This is a genomic window from Mycolicibacterium austroafricanum, from assembly GCF_902705885.1.
In the GTDB taxonomy this organism is placed as follows: domain Bacteria; phylum Actinomycetota; class Actinomycetes; order Mycobacteriales; family Mycobacteriaceae; genus Mycobacterium; species Mycobacterium vanbaalenii_A.
Map to the genome: position 1 here is coordinate 35,068 of NZ_CACSIP010000011.1, position 16,609 is coordinate 51,676.

The 16,609-nt window shown below is 65.7% G+C and carries 11 protein-coding genes; 8 read left to right on the plus strand and 3 right to left on the minus strand.

Features of this window, described 5'->3' with window-relative positions:
* The first annotated feature begins 76 nt into the window (after nt 1–76).
* The 3 genes from BEMPMBAN_RS08485 (at nt 77) to BEMPMBAN_RS08495 (ending at nt 5,805) form a co-directional block, all read left to right on the plus strand.
* Nucleotides 77–2,299 carry a malate synthase G gene (locus BEMPMBAN_RS08485; RefSeq protein WP_159229924.1) on the plus strand — a complete coding sequence of 741 codons (2,223 nt, stop codon included), beginning with the start codon at nt 77–79 and terminating at the stop codon, nt 2,297–2,299.
* Between the two features lie 59 nt (nt 2,300–2,358).
* Nucleotides 2,359–4,287, plus strand: coding sequence for a vWA domain-containing protein (locus BEMPMBAN_RS08490; RefSeq protein WP_159229925.1), 1,929 nt, complete (start codon nt 2,359–2,361; stop codon nt 4,285–4,287).
* A 324-nt stretch (nt 4,288–4,611) separates the two neighbouring features.
* Nucleotides 4,612–5,805: an alkane 1-monooxygenase gene (locus tag BEMPMBAN_RS08495; protein ID WP_159229926.1), complete on the plus strand. Its 1,194-nt coding sequence runs from the start codon at nt 4,612–4,614 to the stop codon at nt 5,803–5,805.
* Here the strand turns inward: BEMPMBAN_RS08495 and BEMPMBAN_RS08500 are convergent.
* Nucleotides 5,785–6,642, minus strand: coding sequence for an SDR family NAD(P)-dependent oxidoreductase (locus tag BEMPMBAN_RS08500; RefSeq protein WP_159229927.1), 858 nt, complete (start codon nt 6,640–6,642; stop codon nt 5,785–5,787). The genes BEMPMBAN_RS08495 and BEMPMBAN_RS08500 overlap by 21 nt on opposite strands.
* 41 nt (nt 6,643–6,683) lie before the next feature.
* A complete protein-coding gene (locus BEMPMBAN_RS08505) occupies nt 6,684–8,102 on the minus strand; it encodes a PE-PPE domain-containing protein (RefSeq protein WP_234897372.1) in 1,419 nt (472 codons plus the stop codon).
* Nucleotides 8,103–9,318: 1,216 nt separating this feature from the next.
* Here BEMPMBAN_RS08505 and BEMPMBAN_RS08510 point away from each other — a divergent pair.
* From BEMPMBAN_RS08510 to BEMPMBAN_RS08530, 5 genes are all read left to right on the plus strand, one after another.
* Nucleotides 9,319–10,470: a PE-PPE domain-containing protein gene (locus BEMPMBAN_RS08510; RefSeq protein ID WP_337761738.1), complete on the plus strand. Its 1,152-nt coding sequence runs from the start codon at nt 9,319–9,321 to the stop codon at nt 10,468–10,470.
* Between the two features lie 149 nt (nt 10,471–10,619).
* Nucleotides 10,620–12,101, plus strand: coding sequence for a flavin-containing monooxygenase (locus BEMPMBAN_RS08515; protein ID WP_159229929.1), 1,482 nt, complete (start codon nt 10,620–10,622; stop codon nt 12,099–12,101).
* 57 nt (nt 12,102–12,158) lie between these two features.
* A complete protein-coding gene (locus BEMPMBAN_RS08520; RefSeq protein ID WP_159229930.1) occupies nt 12,159–12,824 on the plus strand; it encodes a cutinase family protein in 666 nt (221 codons plus the stop codon).
* A gap of 203 nt (nt 12,825–13,027) precedes the next feature.
* Nucleotides 13,028–14,293 (plus strand): PE-PPE domain-containing protein, encoded by a 1,266-nt coding sequence (locus tag BEMPMBAN_RS08525; RefSeq protein WP_159229931.1) that lies wholly within the window; start codon nt 13,028–13,030, stop codon nt 14,291–14,293.
* Nucleotides 14,294–14,378: 85 nt separating this feature from the next.
* Nucleotides 14,379–15,206 (plus strand): class I SAM-dependent methyltransferase, encoded by an 828-nt coding sequence (locus BEMPMBAN_RS08530; RefSeq protein WP_234897373.1) that lies wholly within the window; start codon nt 14,379–14,381, stop codon nt 15,204–15,206.
* On the opposite strand, the gene BEMPMBAN_RS08535 is transcribed toward BEMPMBAN_RS08530, so the two are convergent.
* A complete protein-coding gene (locus tag BEMPMBAN_RS08535; RefSeq protein ID WP_159229933.1) occupies nt 15,203–16,570 on the minus strand; it encodes a cytochrome P450 in 1,368 nt (455 codons plus the stop codon). The genes BEMPMBAN_RS08530 and BEMPMBAN_RS08535 overlap by 4 nt on opposite strands.
* Nucleotides 16,571–16,609 lie beyond the last annotated feature (39 nt).

The following is a 16,609-nucleotide window of genomic DNA, read 5'->3' on the forward strand; positions in this document are numbered from 1 at the left end:
CTGGATCGACATTGCTGCATACCGATTGCACAAGGCAGGTGCGCCTCGAGGCGCACGTGCAGGCGAGGGAGGAACCATGACCGAACGCGTGAAGGTGGGCAACCTGCGCGTCGCCCCCGTGTTGTACGACTTCATCAACAGCGAGGCGCTGCCGGGCACAGACCTCGACCCCGACACGTTCTGGTCCGGTGTCGACAAGGTCGTGGCCGACCTGACACCCAAGAACCAGGATCTGCTCGCCCGCCGGGACGACCTGCAGGCGCAGATCGACAAGTGGCATCGCGCCAGGGTGATCGGGCCTTTCGACGCCGACGAGTACCAGCGGTTCCTCACCGACATCGGATACCTGCAGCCCGAACCGGCGGACTTCACGATCACCACCGCGGGCGTCGACGCCGAGATCGCCACCACCGCCGGTCCGCAGTTGGTGGTGCCGATCCTCAACGCGCGGTTCGCGCTGAACGCGGCGAACGCCCGCTGGGGATCGCTCTACGACGCGCTCTACGGCACCGACGTCATCGGTGAGGAGGACGGCGCGGAAAAGGGCTCTGGATACAACCCGGTGCGCGGTGACAAGGTCATCGCCTACGCCCGTCGCTTCCTCGACCAGGCTGTGCCGTTGGCGTCGGGCTCATGGGCCGACATCACCTCACTCGCGCTCGACGACGGTCAGGTCGCGGTGACCCTGGGTGACGGCAGGTCACACCTGGCCACCCCCGAGCAGTTCGTCGGTTACCTCGGCGACCCGGCGAACCCCGAAGCGGTGCTGCTGGTCAACAACGGTCTGCACGTCGAGATCCTGATCGATCCGGACTCCCCGATCGGCTCCACCGACGCGGCAGGCATCAAAGATGTCGTGCTGGAATCGGCCGTCACCACGATCATGGACTTCGAGGATTCCGTGGCCGCCGTCGATGCCGATGACAAGGTCCTCGGCTACCGCAACTGGCTCGGTCTCAACCGCGGCGATCTCAACGAGGAAGTCACGAAGTCCTCCTCGGGTGGCAATGAGACGTTCACCCGCGTCCTCAACGAGGACCGCACCTACCAGTCCCCCGACGGCGGCGAACTCACGCTGGCCGGCCGCAGCCTGATGTTCGTCCGCAACGTCGGCCATCTGATGACCAACGACGCGATCGTGTTCGACGCGGACGGAGCGGACGGCGCAGAGGTTCCCGAGGGCATCCAGGATGCGCTGTTCACCAGCCTGATCGCAATCCACGGACTGCGGGAGGCCTCCGACAACGACGGCGCGAACGGACCGCTGGCCAACAGCCGCGCCGGTTCGATCTACATCGTCAAGCCCAAGATGCACGGCCCGGAAGAGGTGGCGTTCACCTGCGAGCTGTTCAGCCGGGTCGAGGACGTGCTCGGCCTGCCGCAGAACACCATCAAGGTGGGGATCATGGACGAGGAGCGCCGCACCACGGTGAACCTCAAAGCCTGCATCAAGGCTGCCGCCGACCGGGTGGTGTTCATCAACACCGGTTTCCTGGACCGCACCGGCGACGAGATCCACACCTCGATGCAGGCGGGTCCGATGATCCGCAAGGGTGCGATGAAGTCGCAGCCGTGGATCCAGGCCTACGAGAACCAGAACGTCGACATCGGGCTGGCCACCGGTTTCTCCGGCAGGGCGCAGATCGGCAAGGGCATGTGGGCGATGACCGAGCTGATGGGCGACATGGTCGAGCAGAAGATCGGCCAGCCCAAGGCCGGTGCCACCACCGCCTGGGTGCCGTCGCCGACGGCGGCGACGTTGCACGCCATGCACTACCACGAGGTCGACGTGTACGCGGTGCACAAAGACCTCGAGGGCGAGAAGCGGTCCTCGCTGGAGGAACTGTTGACGATCCCGTTGTCCAAGGAACTCGCGTGGGCCCCGGAGGAGATCCGCGAGGAGGTCGACAACAACTGTCAGTCGATCCTCGGCTACGTGGTGCGCTGGATCGACGCCGGCGTCGGTTGTTCGAAGGTGCCCGACATCCATGATGTGGCGCTGATGGAGGATCGTGCGACGCTGCGCATCTCCAGCCAGCTGCTGGCGAACTGGTTGCGCCACGGGGTGATCACCGAAGAGGACGTCAAGGCGAGCCTGCGGCGGATGGCGGCGGTGGTCGACGAGCAGAATGCCCGGGACCCGGAGTTCCGGCCGATGACTCCCGACCCCGACAACAACATCGCGTTCCAGGCGGCACAGGAACTGATCCTGTCCGGCGGTGAGCAGCCCAACGGCTACACCGAGCCGATCCTGCACCGCAGGCGCCGAGAGTTCAAGGCGGCTAACAACGTTGGTTGATGTGGTGAAATCGGTACTGACTGGTCGACCGCACATCTGCGCAGGCGGGACCGGCTGACATGGGAAGACACAGCCTTCCCGATCCCGAGGACTCCGCCGGCCAGGAACCCGCGGATGAGCAGACCGAGCGGTTCGGGGTCGATGACGGTGTCGAGCCCGACGAGCGGGGTTTCGAGGCTGACGCCTACCCGCACAGCCCGCCTCCGGCGCGGTCTGCAGGCCCGCAGCACGGCGGCGACTGGGACGGCGGAGAGTGGACCGGTAGCCACCGCTCGGTGACGCCGACTCGGCGGGGCGTCAGCATCGGTGTCATTGTCGCCCTGGTGAGCGTGGTCGTGCTCGTCGGTGTCGTTATCCTGTGGCGCTTCTTCGGGGATGCGCTGTCCAACCGGTCCGACGTCGCCGCGGCGCGGTGTGTCGACGGTGAAGTCGATGTCGCTGTCGTCGCGGACCCGGCGATCACCGAGCCGATCGCCGCGCTGGCCGAGCGTTACAACGAGACCGCGGCTCCCGTGGGCGACCGCTGTGTCAAAGTGGCGGTCGAGTCCGCCGATTCCGACCAGGTCGTCAATGGTTTCACCGGCGAGTGGCCGGCCGACCTCGGCGAGCGCCCCGCACTGTGGATTCCGGCCAGCTCGGTGTCGGAGGCTCGGCTGGAGGTCGCGGCCGGCGCCCAGACCATCAGCGACAGCCGGTCCCTGGTGACGTCGCCGGTGGTGCTCGCGGTGTCCCCGCAGTTGCGAGGTGCCCTGGACGAACAGACCTGGGGAACGCTGCCGGGGCTGCAGGCAGATCCCGCATCGCTCGACGGGCTCGGACTCCCGGGGTGGGGCGGGCTTCGCCTGGCGATGCCGCTGACCCAGGACGGTGACGCCACCTATCTGGCGGCCGAGGCTGTGGCGGCCGCCGCCGCGCCGTCCGGTGCTCCGGCGAGCGCGGGTTTGGGCGCGGTCAGCACGCTGATCGGCGGCGCACCCGAACTCGCCGACACCAGCGCGGGAACCGCCCTGGACGCCCTCGTGGACGCATCCGATCCGGCGACCTCGCCGGTCCACGCCGTCGTCACCACCGAGCAGCAGGTCTTCGTGCGCGCGTCGTCGGTGTCCGACGCGGCCGCAAAGCTGGCAACCTGGCTGCCACCAGGTCCGACAGCAATGGCCGACTTTCCCACCGTATTGCTCGCCGGTGACTGGCTGACCCAGGAACAGATCACCGCTGCCAGCGAGTTCGCCCGGTTCCTCCGCAAACCCGAGCAACTCGGCGACCTCGCCGCAGCGGGGTTCCGCGCCGACGGGGTCGCGCCACCATCCAGTGAGGTCGTCGACTTCGCGCCGGTCGCGGCGCCCTTGAACGTCGGCGACAAAGCTCTGCGGGCGACGATCGCCGACACGCTGACCACTCCGGTCGCCAGTCCGACCGTGACGATCATGCTCGACCAGTCGATGCCGTCAGACGAAGGTGGCAGGTCGCGACTGGCCAACGTCGCCGACGCGCTCAGGGCACGGGTGCAGGTGCTCCCCGGGGATTCCGGCGTGGGGCTGTGGACGTTCGACGGCGTCGCAGGGCGGTCTGTGGTCGGCCTCGGGGCGCTGTCCGAACCGCTCGACGGGCAGCCCCGATCAGAGGCTCTGACCGCGGCGCTGAACGGGCAGAGCGCCTCGAGCGGTGGTGCGGTCTCGTTCACCACGCTGCGACTGGTTTACACCGACGCATCGGCGGCATACCGAGAAGGCCAGCAGAATTCGGTCCTCGTGATCACCGCCGGACCACACACGGATCAATCGCTGGGCGCCGAGGGCCTTCAGCAGTACATCAGGGGTGCGTTCGACCCCGAGCGTCCGGTGGCGGTCAACGTCATCGATTTCGGCGACGACGCGGACCGGGCCACCTGGGAGTCGGTCGCACAGATCACCGGGGGCAGCTATCAGAACCTGGAGACCTCGGCGGGGCCCGAACTGGCGTCGGCGATCGCGAGCATGGTGTCCTGACGTGTCGCATCCCTCGGCGATCGGCCGGGCGATCTACACTCAGGGCACGCTGGCCCTCGACCCGTGACGGTGGCGCAGCCCGCCGTTTCGGCGGGTGGCGATGGCGGCCGCTGCCCGAAAAGGTCCGGCCGCCCGAGGGCTGAGCAGCCGTCCAGCAAGCCGCTGCAGGCCGCTCCAAGTCCACGTGTAACGTCACGATATGATCAGATTTCGCTGCCCGTATTGTCCGTCACGTGCACCGATGGTATGACAGCGATACGATTTCGTCGCGTGGGGGCCGGGATGACCAGGTGGCGGCAGCTAAGAGGGGTAGCGCAGAAAACGATGCCGACTCGACACCAGTTCAAGACCCGTACCGGGCGGCAGCCGGTGGTGGCTTCTCGCGGCTGGCGTGACCGGAAACGCTACGTATGGCTGCTCGGTCTGATCATCCCCACCCTCGTCCCGATGTCGTGGCTGGCGGTCACGGTGACCGGATGGGGAGTCTTCTGGTGGTCCGGGCCCACGCTGATGCTGTTGGTGATCCCGGCGCTGGACTATCTCGTCGGCCCCGATGCGGAGAACCCGCCTGACAGCGCGTTGACCTGGCTGGAACACGACCGTTTTTATCGGTGGGCGATCTACCTCTACCTGCCTGCCCAGTACCTGTCGCTGCTGCTCGCGTGCTGGTTCTGGAGCGGTGGCGGCGGAGTCGCCCTGAGCGGCCTCGACAAGGTCGGACTGATGCTGACCGTCGGGGGCATCGGCGGTGTGGCGATCAACGCCGCCCACGAGATGGGCCACCAACGGGCGGAGTCGGAGCGATGGCTCAGCAAGGTGGCGCTCGCGCAGACCGGTTACGGGCACTTCTTCGTCGAACACAACCGGGGCCACCACGCCCGGGTCGCCACGCCCGAGGATCCGGCAAGCGCGCGGATGGGTGAGAACATCTACTTCTTCCACTATCGGTCGATCCTGGGGAGCCTGCGCTCCGCGCTGGCGCTCGAACACCGCAGGTTGGCGCGCGGCGGAAAATCCGCATGGACGCTGCGCAACGACGCGCTCAATGCCTGGCTGATGACGATCGCGCTGTTCGCCGCGCTGGTGCTGGGGTTCGGCATCGAGGTGCTGCCCTGGCTGCTCGGACAGGCGGCGATCGGCATCTTCCTGCTGGAGACGATCAACTATCTCGAGCACTACGGGCTGCGGCGGGAGCAGCGGTCGGACGGCAGCTACGAGCACGTGCGTCCCTCGCACAGCTGGAACAGCAACTCGATCATCTCCAACGTGTTTCTGTTCCACCTGCAGCGGCACTCCGACCACCATGCCAACCCACGGCGCCGGTACCAGGCGCTGTGCCACGCCGAGGAGGCCCCGCAACTTCCCGCAGGCTACGCGACGATGGTGGTGGTGGCGCTGATCCCGCCGTTGTGGCGGCGGGTGATGGACCGGCGGGTGCTCGCCCATTACGACGGCGACCTCCGACGGACGGCGTTGAGCCCGCGGAAGGCGCGGCGGTTAGCGAAGCGGTACGCCTGACTGCACCTGACGGGTGCGGCGCAGCGCGGCCCCTGCGGTGCGCATCGACAGCGCCGGCGACAGCCGCTCCAGATACCACAGTGCCTTCCACCACCGGGGCACGACGATGATCGCCTGATTGCGCCGAATCGCGCGCAGCGCCCGGTCGGCGAAGTCGCCCGGGTCCATGGGCCGCAGTGCCTCTCCCAGTTTGAGCTGGTCCTCGCGGCTGACCGACTTGTTGCGGCCGTATGCGCCGCCGGACAGGATCGGAGTGCGGACCACCCCGGGGCATAACACCGAGACCTTCACGCCGTGGGTGGCCGCCTCCACACGCATGGTTTTGGACAGGGCGACGACGGCGTGCTTGGTCGCGGAGTAACCGCCTTGCGCCGACGTAGTGATCAGGCCCGCCATCGACGCGGTGTTGACGATGTGACCGCTGCCCTGCGCGATCATGATCGGGTACGCGGCCGAGACGCCGTGGACGACCCCCCGCAGATTCACGTCGATGATGTCGTTCCAGTCATCGAGCGTCAGGGTGTCGACCTCACCGCCGATGCCGATACCGGCGTTGTTGAACAGGTAGTCGATGCGCCCGGAGGTCTGCACGGTCGCTTTGACGGCCTCCTCGAACGCGGCAGGGTCCCGCACATCCAGCTCGACGGCGTGCACCCTCGCCGCGCTGCCGCCGAGTCGCTGGGCGAGTTGGGAGGCGACCTCGAACTGACGGTCGGCGATCCACACCTCTACCCCCGCCTCGACCAGTTTGGCTGTCAGAGCAGCGCCGATCCCCGACGCGCCACCGGTGATGAACGCGACCTTCCCGGACAGGGCGGACTTGTCGTTGGTTGCCACCCGGGAAGGATAGCGGTCGGGCCACCGGGCGCGGGTTTGCCTCAGGAGGAAGTGTCGTTGTCTGAGGCCTTGTCGGACTTGTCATCCGAGGCGCCGGCATCGCTGTCACCGGCATCGCTGCTCGAGTCGGCGCCGGTGGAATCGGTGCGGCTGCCTGCGGCCGTCTTCTTGGTGCCGTTGAGTGGCGCGCGGTGCTTGGGACCCGCGGGCTTGTCGGATTCGGCGGAATCCTCGCCGCCCCCTTCGAGGGCGTCGTCCGAGGCCTCGTCGGTGTCGCCTGCCTGCTCGGTGTCGGCGGAGTCGGCGTCGCTGGCCTCGGAGTCGGCGTCGCTGGTCTCGGTGTCAGTGGACTCGGCGTCGCTGGTCTCGGTGTCAGTGGACTCGGCGTCGCTGGTCTCGGCGTCAGTGGACTCGGCGTCGTCGCTGGTCTCGGAGTCAGTGGACTCGGCGTCGGGAACGCCCCCCGTGGGTTCGGGTGTCGGCTCCTCGGAGACGGGTGCCTCACCCGTCTCGACCGTGCCGCCCGCCTGATCGGACTCGTCGGAAACCTTGGAAGCCGCGGCGTCGGAGCCGATTTCCAACGTGGTGACGGCAGTGCTCGACGATTCGTCGGAGAGCGACTTCACCGCATCCGTGCCCTCTTCACCCTGTGGCTCCGCGGGCAGGTAGGGCCGGGAGTAGGCGCTGTCGATGATCGCGCGCAACGGTGCCTCCCACTGGTCGGCCAGTTCGTGGAGACCGAGGTTGCGCAGCGGCTGCAGCAGCGGCAGGTAGTCGGTGGGCACAAATACATACGTGGTGTTGCCCTCGGTCCAGACATAGTTGTCGGGGTCGTCGAGGTCCACGTCACGGTAGTTCATGTGGACGATGTTGAACGCGGCCAATGCGTTGGCCGTCGCCAGCAGGTTGAACGGGTTGGTCGGGAAATCGGCGACCGGGTCGTATTCACGTGCTACGTCGATGACGGCGTAGCGGGTCGGCGGCGCGGTGATCGCGTCCCCGAGGGTCCAGGTACTGGCCCCGCCGTATTTGCGAGTCCCGTTGCCGATGAGCAGGAATGACAGGTCGTCTGCGGCGACATCGCTGTCTTCTGCCCGTTCGGTCAGCCAGGCCGTCGCGATTCGGGCGCCACCGCTGAAGGCGTACACGATCTTCGGGCCGTCGGCTCGATTGATGGCGTAGTCGAGATTCGTGAGGTTCTCGTTGACGCCGATCTCGTAGGTCGTGGTGCTGATGATCCACCAGTACAGCACTTCCTGACAGTTCCTCGGGGCCTCGCAGCCGGCCCCCTGGAGGTACTGAGGCATGTCCCACGGGGCCGGTCCATGTGTCAGGACGGTCGCAGGACCTTCGGGTGTCAGGACGGCGGCCCCGGCCGGTGCACCGCCGCCGAGCGCGAGCGGCAACGCGGCGAATGGCAACGCCGCCGCGGCCAGAGCCCCCTTCAGTACCTGCTTCACGTGCGCTCTCCTCATGTCACGCGGGAATCCGCGGATCGATACGTACTGTCGGCGAGGCGGTTCCGTCACCACTTCGAGACACGCCTCGTCGCGAGCTGTCGCGCCTTCTTCGGCGGACCGGCCCTGCGGACAGGCCGGCCGCTCGGCTGCCAAGTGTGGCGCGCGCTCGTACGCAGCGTTGCTCGGAGTGGTCCGAGTACTGCAGGTTCCCCGACCCGAGGCACATTACCTCAGGTTTGCTCGAGCGGCGTGTCGGAACAGCAAACACCTAATGACCGAAATCCTCGCCGCTTGAGCCTGATGGCTCGCCGTGGCTATCAAGATCGATTCACTGCACGTTCGCAGGCAGTGTCGATTACCTACCTGTTTCCGTGCTGGCCTCTGCCGCAGCGGCGTCGAATTACTTTGGGCGCCAATAAGTTCCATCCAGCGAGACGCGACAATCCGTTCCATCGGGCCGAAGCGTCGGCGAGTCCGGCGGGGCGAAAACACCGCGGGCGGTGACCTGCACCGGAACCATCCCAGCAGGTTGTTTGCCGGGCCGTCGCCGATTCTTACCGCGGAGTCAGTTACGCACGGGTATCGGGCGAATCTCTTTCCGGACAAGTGTCCACATTGTGATCGCTTTGTTCAGGCCGTGGTTGCCTGCTGGTAAAGGTGTGCTGCTACCCGTGGTACGTACCATAAATTATTTTTTGCGTGGTGGCGGCCAGCAACGAACGGTTATCTTCGGCGCAATCCCTTGCCAAACCTGAATAACATAATTGTAATTCCAGGCCTCTGCGTTTCTTACCAAAAAGTCAGTTCAGGATTATATTCACTCTGACATCGAATGTTTCGAATTCCTACGCTGACGTAGGTTACTCAATCGTAGCCAGGCGCTATCCCGACTCTACCATTGTAGAGTTGTTATAAAGAATGAATTACAGCAATATAAAGGTAGTTTGCCAAATTCGCGTCAATTGGAATTGTCGATGTTTTGCTGCTCGCCGGCTTCTCGGACGCAATATGCTCAGTTCAGCCGATGACGGCTAACCACTTCGTTTGTATCTATCGGGGAGTTCCTATGCGTACTACTATTCGCCGGGCGGGCGTTGCCTGCGGCACCCTCGTCGCCTCTGCTGCCTTGGCTGTTTCAACCGCGACCGGAGGGTGGGCAAGTAGCTCCGCGCTCGTCGTCGGCGGGTTGTCGACACCGTCCTTGCACGATCTGATCATGGCTCAACTGCTCGGCGACGAGCTGCACGGCCAGGAGCGGGTCAGCGTCAATTGGCCTGCCGAGGCGGGGCCTTACACGGGGCGTGGCGATCTGACCCTGGGGCAGTCGATCAACGTGGGCATCACCAACCTCAATACCGAGATCGATGCCGCACTCGACAGACTGGCGGCACCAGGCGAGCAGGTCACCGTCGTCGGGTTGTCCGCCGGCTCGCTCGTCGTCAACGAGGTACTGCGACTGATGGCCGCTGATCCCGAGGCGCCGGGCGCGGACGAGATCAGGTTCATTCTGGTCGCTGACTCCAGCCGCCAGGAACTGATCAAGGACGCGAACTACAACCCGCGTTACGACTACACCTACCAGCCGGCGCCGGAGACGGCATACGCCATCTCGGTGGTGACCGGCGAGTACGACGGAATGGCCGACTTCCCGGACCGCTGGTGGAATTTCACCGCCGTGCTCAATGCGATCGCCGGTGGGATCTTCGTCCACGTGCCGATGATGTTCACCGATCTGGACACCGTTCCGGAGGAGAACATCACGGTGACGACGAACTCGCTCGGTGGTGTCACCACGCATTACCTGGTGCCCACCGCCAAGCTGCCGCTGGTGCAGCTGCTGCCCTTCCTCGCGTCCCGGGAAGCCGAATTGAAGGCCAAGATCGACAAGGCCTACATCCGTAACGACGTTCAGACCACCGCGCTGCGGACCCTCGCAGCTCCGGAGGCCGTCGAAGAGGTCGAGGAGGCCCAAGAATCCGAAGAAGCCTCTGTCCCGGTCGCTGAGGGGTCGACCGAGACGGCAGTCAGCGAGCCGGTCGAGGCAACCGTCGAGGCGGTTTCGGTGAAGGAGGAAGCCGCGGTCGAGGTGGACGAGGTCGACGATTCCGACGCCGCCGATTCCGACGCTGCTGAGGCGGAGGCCGCTGAGGCTGCCGACGCTGAGGCTGCTGAAGCTGATGCGGCTGAGGCTGACGCTGCTGAGGCGGATGCCGCTGAGGCCGCTGAGGCTGCTGAGGCTGCTGAGGCCGAGGCCACCGACGCCAAAGACGACACGGACGTCAAGCGTTCCGGGTCCTCTGATGATTCGGACTCCGATGATTCGGACTCCGATGACTCGGGATCGACTGATTCGGACAGCACGGAGTAGCATTTCTGCACGACAGACCCACGAAGCCCCGGCTCCCCGCGCCGGGGCTTCGCGGCGTCAGGTCACCGGGCGTCGCCGAGCGGTGGCGGCCGCGTCGTCCTAAGATCCAGGCAATGTTGCTCGATTTGCTGTGAGGTAGCGTTTATCCCATGGGTGTACCGCAGTTCGACGTGATCGTCGTGGGCGCCGGTTTCGGCGGAATGGGTGCGTCGATCCAGCTCAAGAAGATGGGCTACCAGAACATCCTGATCCTGGATCGCGAGGACGACCTGGGGGGAACGTGGCACGTGAACCACTACCCCGGCCTTGCCGTGGACATCCCGTCGCCCACCTACTCGTACTGGTTCGAAGCGAACCCGTACTGGTCGCGGCTCTACGCGCCCGGGTCTGAGCTCAAGGCGTACGCCGAGCACGTCGCCGACAAATACGACCTCCGACGGCACATGCGCTTCAACAGCCCGGTTGACGGGGCACGCTGGGACGACGACGCTCAGCAGTGGCTGGTGGCGTTGTCCGACGGTGAAACGCTGACCTCTCGGTTCCTGATCACCGCCACGGGATATCTCTCGCAGCCCCGCAAGCCCGACATCCCGGGTATCGAGGAGTTCGCCGGCCGGATCGTCCACAGCATGGACTGGGACGATAGCTACTCGGCCGCCGGAGAGCGGGTCGGGCTGATCGGCACGGGCGCCACGGCGGTGCAGCTGATCCCCCAGCTGACCAAGGACGCCGCGGAGCTGACGGTGTACCAGCGGACGCCGATCCACGTCGTGCCCAAGATCGACTTCCCGATCCCGGCACTGTTGCGCAAGCTGTTTGCCCGGTTACCTCTGCTCCAGCGCGCGTTCCGGTTCACCTCCGACATCAACCTCGAAGTGATGATGATCCTGTCGGTGTTGAACTTCAAGTACTTTCGGTCGCTGAACACCGGTGCCTCCTATGTGTCGCAGGCACTTCGCTTCGTGTCGATCCGGGACAAGGAGCTGCGCGCCAAGCTGACTCCGGAGTACGAATTCGGGTGCAAGCGGCCGACGTACTCGAATTCCTACTATCGGACGTTCACCAAACCGAACGTGCACCTTCAGGCTTCGGGCATCGAACGGGTCGAGGCCGACGGCATCGTCGCGTGCGACGGGACCAAGACCCAGATCGACACCTTGGTGCTGTGCACCGGTTTCGACCTGTGGGAAGCCAACATCCCGGCGATCGAGATCATCGGTCGTGATGCCCGAAACCTCGGGAAGTGGTGGCGCGACAACGGGTTCCAGGCCTACCAGGGCCTGTCGATCCCCTCATTCCCGAACTTCCTGAGCCTCGCGGGTCCATACGCATCCAGTGGGCTGTCGTTCTTCAACACGGTGGAATATCAGATGCGCCACATGGATCGATTGTTCGGCGAAGTGCAACGCCGCAACGCGACGACGTTCGAGGTGACCGAGGAAGCCAACGCGCGCTTCCGCGACCGCATGTCTCACCTGTTGGAGAAGACGGTGTTCCGGCGCGGTGATTGCGCGGGGTCTCGGTCCTACTACTTCAGTCCGACCGGTGAGACGCTGGTGCGTCCGGCATCGACCAACCAGACGAACCGGGAAAACGACACCTTTCCGCTCAGCGACTACACGATCGCCTGAACTCCACTGCCGCATATCCTGACCGGCGAATATCGATAGGTGTGTCAGCATGGACACATGCGTGTGCGACGAACTCCCGGTGTGATCGCCGGCGCCCTACTGGCCGCGACAGCGATACTGCCCACAGTGAGCGTGCTGCCCTCGGCGTCGGCCGACCCCTGCCCCGAGGTCGAGGTGATCTGGGCTCGCGGTACGGGCGCGCCGGCGGGCTTGGGGTGGCTCGGGGACGCGTTCGTCGAATCCCTGCGGGGCAAGGCCCCCAACACGTCGGTGGGCGCCTACGGCGTGAACTATCCCGCAAGCTTCGATTTCGACACCTCGGCGCCTGCCGGCGCCGCGGACGCAGCTGGTCGGGTGCAGTACATGGCGGACAACTGCCCGGACACGAAGCTCGTTCTCGGGGGCAATTCCCAGGGGGCGGGGGTCATCGACCTGATCACCGTGGACCCGCGCCCGCTCGGGCGGTTCACCCCGACCCCGATGCCCCCACATCTGGCCGACCACGTGGCTGCGGTCGCGGTCTTCGGAAACCCATTGCGCGACATCCGCGGCGGTGGCCCGCTGCCGGAAATGAGCAGCGCCTACGGTCCGAAAACGATCGACCTGTGTGGGCTCGATGACCCGTTCTGCTCCACTGGGTTGAACTTCGCAGCACATTTCTCCTACATCAAGAACGGAATGGTCGACCAGGCAACGTCGTTCGTGGCAGACCGGATTCGGTAGCCCAGGCCGCAATACCCCGCTAGCAAACCGGCCGGTCCGTTTGGTTCCCGTATCGATGCCGCATGCCCAACCGGCCCTCGATGTGGACTTCGGTTCCGAGAAACGCGGAACACCGGCCATACATTTGCACTGCAACACCCTCATGCGGGCGTAGGATTCACAACAGCAGCAAACTAGCGGGGAGCAGAATCATGGGGGTGTGCATGAACACAGCAGCTGAGGGCGCCAAGGGTAAGAAGAGCCTGGCGAAGTGGTTGGCCGCTGCAGCCGTGGCGAGCGTGCCACTCGCGGGGGTGGCGGTGGGCGCCACGGTGCCCTCCGCCTACGCGGCGGAGTTCGAGCTGTTGCCGCCGGGGCCGGCGCGCGTGCTGACGCTGAGCCTGATCCCGCGCGGAAATGACGACGACCTCCAGGGAGTGATGTGTGAGGCACCGCGGACCTGCCAGCAGGTGGTCTACTCGTACCTGCGCAGGTCAGTCGGTGTCACCAATATCAACAACGCCCTCGGCGACGGCACGACCGGCCGGCAGATTGTCTTCGCATACAGTGAGGGCGCGCGGGCGGCCTCGCTCTGGCTCGAGGAGAACGCGGGACAGGAGGGCGCTCCGTCGCCCGAGCAGTTGAGCTTCGTGCTGATGGGCAATCCGACGCGCAAATACGGTGGGGCCGATCGGAACTACGACACCATGCCCGAGACGGACTACAAGGTGCTCGACGTCTCCAGGGAGTACGACGCAGCTTCGGATTTTCCTGACAATCCTTTCAATCTGTTGGCGATGCTGAACACCAGCGCGGGCTTCATGTTCACCCACCAGGACTACGAGGAAGTCGACATCTACAGTCCGGCGAACTACGTGTGGACAGAGGGAAACACCACCTACGTCTTCGTGCCGACCGAGCATCTCCCGCTGCTGAGGCCGCTGCGCCTGCTCGGGCTCACCGCGTTGGCCGACGCACTCAACGGTCCACTCAAGGAGATCGTCGACCGCGCATACGACCGGTATTACCTGCCCGACGCGCCCGGGCTCCCCGCCCCGGAACCCGAACCGGAGCCGGAGCCGGAGGCAGCGCTGATGGCTACCAGCACGCAGCGCAGTGCGCTCACCGCGGAGGCCGGCGTCGCTGACGAGTCCCTGCCCACCGACGAGGAAGAGTCCTCGGATGTGATCGACGTGGACGCAGCTGTTGAGATCGACGACGTCGTGGAGGAGCCGGCCGCGGATACCGACTCCGAGCAAAGCGTCGACGAGGCCGTGGACGAGAACGCTGACGTGGACGTGGAGCCGTCGACCGAAGCCGATTCGGAGCCCGAATCCAGCGAAGACGACGAGCCGTCGAGGAAGGTGTCGAGGTCGAAGGCCTCGTCGGATGATTCACCGTCCAAGTCGTCGAGTCAGGACTCGCAGTCCTCCAGCGGCAGCGAGTCGACCGACTCAGCCTCCAAGGACTCGGGAAACTCTGACGAATAGCACTCGGCGACAGCGAGTTTGCCTCCGTCGACGGCGAATCAAACCCCGGTGAGCGGTGCCGTGAGCCATGTGCTTTGCTGGCGGAATGGATGTCAGTGGCCTCGAACCCATCGAACAGACCGCGCTGCTCACCGAGTACGCGCGTGCGCTCGACAGCCGCGCGGCACACCCCATCCTCGGTGACGCGCTTGCCGCTGCCACAGTCGACAAGATCGAGTTCGACTTCGCCGGCCTGGGCGCCACAGCCAGTGTGGTAGCCCTGGTGGCGCTGCGGGCGAAGATGCTCGACGAGCGCATCCGCGCATTTGTCGCCGAGAACCCCGGAGCGGTGGTGGTCGATCTCGGTGCCGGGTTGAGCAGTGCGGTTTACCGCGTCGACCCACCGCCGGGCGTCGATTGGTTCAGTGTTGATCTTCCCCGCATGGTCACCTTGCGCGAGTCACTCCTGCCGTCCCGTGACCGTGCTCGGTCCGTCGCGGTGTCGTTGCTCGAACCCGGCTGGGTCGACGGTATCCCGGCGGATCGACCGACGATGCTGTTCGCCGACGGACTGTTCGCGTTCCTGGAGGAACCGCAGGTGATCAGCCTGTTGCGGCGGGCCACCGAACACTTCGGGACGGGGGTGATCGCGTTCAACGACTACGGGCCGGTAGGCAGGATCAACCAGCTGATGGGCAGGCTCACCACCTCGAGCAAGGCGAATTCGCCGCACCGGCAGTGGAACTTCCCGGGGTTCAAGGACGCCCGCCGACCCGAACTGTGGAACCGGGACCTCACGCTCGCCGAGGAGGCGAGCGCCATGCAGCGGCCGGAGGCCGCACTGTTCCCCTCGGGCCTACGGTTGGCCAGCCGACTGGCGCACCGGATCCCGGCGATCGCCCGCAAGGCCAGGATCCTGCAGTACCGGTTCTAGCCGTTGCTCTCGGCCACTGACACCGAGTCGTTCTGCTGCGGGCCGCCATGCTTGCGCCGGTGCACCACCGCGCGTCCGCCGCGCCCCGGGGTCACCGTGACGCCCCGGCTGTGCGGCTTCTCGTCGGGCTCGTCAGTGGGTTCGAGCCGGAACTCACGCAGCATCGTGCGCAGCGTGATGTCCATCTCCATCGTGGCGAACGAGGCGCCGATGCACCGCATCATGCCGCCGCCGAACGGTATCCAGGCGAACGGGTTCGGCGGTTTGCCGACAAATCGGTCGGGATCGAACACTTCCGGGTCGGGGAAGCTCTCCGCGGCGGCCATCGCCAGCTGGGTGCTGGCCATGATGGTATCCCCTTCGGGAATCACCCACTCCCCCAGGCGGATTCGTGTTCTCGCCCGACGAAGGGCAGCGGTCAGCACGGGCCGGGTCCGTTGTGATTCGGCAATCGTCGCCTGCATCAGTTCGGATCCGCCCCCGTCGACCTCCTCGGTCAGCCTGCGGAGCAGATCGGGGTGCCTGCGAATGCGCTCGATGGTCCAGGCCAGCTGGGTCGAGGTCGTCTCGTGCCCGGCCACCAGCATCGTGAGCAACTCGTCGACGACGTAGGGATCCGGGATCGAGGAGCCGTCGTCGTACCGGGCCTGCAACAGCAGCGACAACACGTCGCCGCGCTCGGTGAAATTCGGATCCGACCGGGCATCGGCGATCAACGATCTGCACACCTCGTCCATCCGGCTGCGGTACTGCGCGAACTTCCCGCCGGGGCTCCACGGCCCGAAGTCGCGCCGCACGAGGGAGGGCAACAGCGCGATCTTGGAGCCGAACTCGACGGCGGCCGGGATGAGCACCCGCAGCTCGTCGAGTTCGTCACCCTTGGCGCCGAACACGGCACGCAAGATGGTGTTCAGCGTGATCCGCATCATCGGTTCGAGCGTCTCGAACTCGACCCCTTCGGGCCACGACTGCATCTCCCCGAGCACTTCCTGCTCGGTGATCGTCTCGTAGCCACGCATGCTTTTGCCATTGAACGGTGGCAGCAGCAGCTTGCGCCGAGCGAGCAGCTCGTCCCCTTCGAGGTTGAAGATCGAGCCCGGGCCGAGGACATCACCGCCCAGGTTGTTCTGCGGCCGGCCGACCAACTCCCGGCTGGTGCTGAAAAGATCCTTCACCAGCACCGGATCGCTGATCACCACGGTCTCCCCGAAGACGGGCAGTTGCAGGGTGAACGTGGAACCGTAGCGGCGGCCGAGCGCGGCGATCGAACCGTAGCGCAGCGCCAGCACCGCGGCGCCCTGGATCAGCTTCGGGACCCGCGGGCCCGGCGGCAGCCGCACTGGCTCCGTGGTGGCCGTTGCCATGTCGTCACCCCTTCATGCTGGTGCTCGAGTGAAATGTGG

Bases quoted from the DNA above. Each gene is read 5' to 3' on its own strand.
- BEMPMBAN_RS08485 (WP_159229924.1), top strand. From the start codon at position 77: ATGACCGAACGCGTGAAGGTGGGCAACCTGCGCGTCGCCCCCGTGTTG.
- BEMPMBAN_RS08490 (WP_159229925.1), top strand. From the start codon at position 2,359: ATGGGAAGACACAGCCTTCCCGATCCCGAGGACTCCGCCGGCCAGGAA.
- BEMPMBAN_RS08495 (WP_159229926.1), top strand. From the start codon at position 4,612: ATGCCGACTCGACACCAGTTCAAGACCCGTACCGGGCGGCAGCCGGTG.
- BEMPMBAN_RS08510 (WP_337761738.1), top strand. From the start codon at position 9,319: ATGGCTCAACTGCTCGGCGACGAGCTGCACGGCCAGGAGCGGGTCAGC.
- BEMPMBAN_RS08515 (WP_159229929.1), top strand. From the start codon at position 10,620: ATGGGTGTACCGCAGTTCGACGTGATCGTCGTGGGCGCCGGTTTCGGC.
- BEMPMBAN_RS08520 (WP_159229930.1), top strand. From the start codon at position 12,159: ATGCGTGTGCGACGAACTCCCGGTGTGATCGCCGGCGCCCTACTGGCC.
- BEMPMBAN_RS08525 (WP_159229931.1), top strand. From the start codon at position 13,028: ATGAACACAGCAGCTGAGGGCGCCAAGGGTAAGAAGAGCCTGGCGAAG.
- BEMPMBAN_RS08530 (WP_234897373.1), top strand. From the start codon at position 14,379: ATGGATGTCAGTGGCCTCGAACCCATCGAACAGACCGCGCTGCTCACC.
- BEMPMBAN_RS08535 (WP_159229933.1), bottom strand. From the start codon at position 16,570: ATGGCAACGGCCACCACGGAGCCAGTGCGGCTGCCGCCGGGCCCGCGG.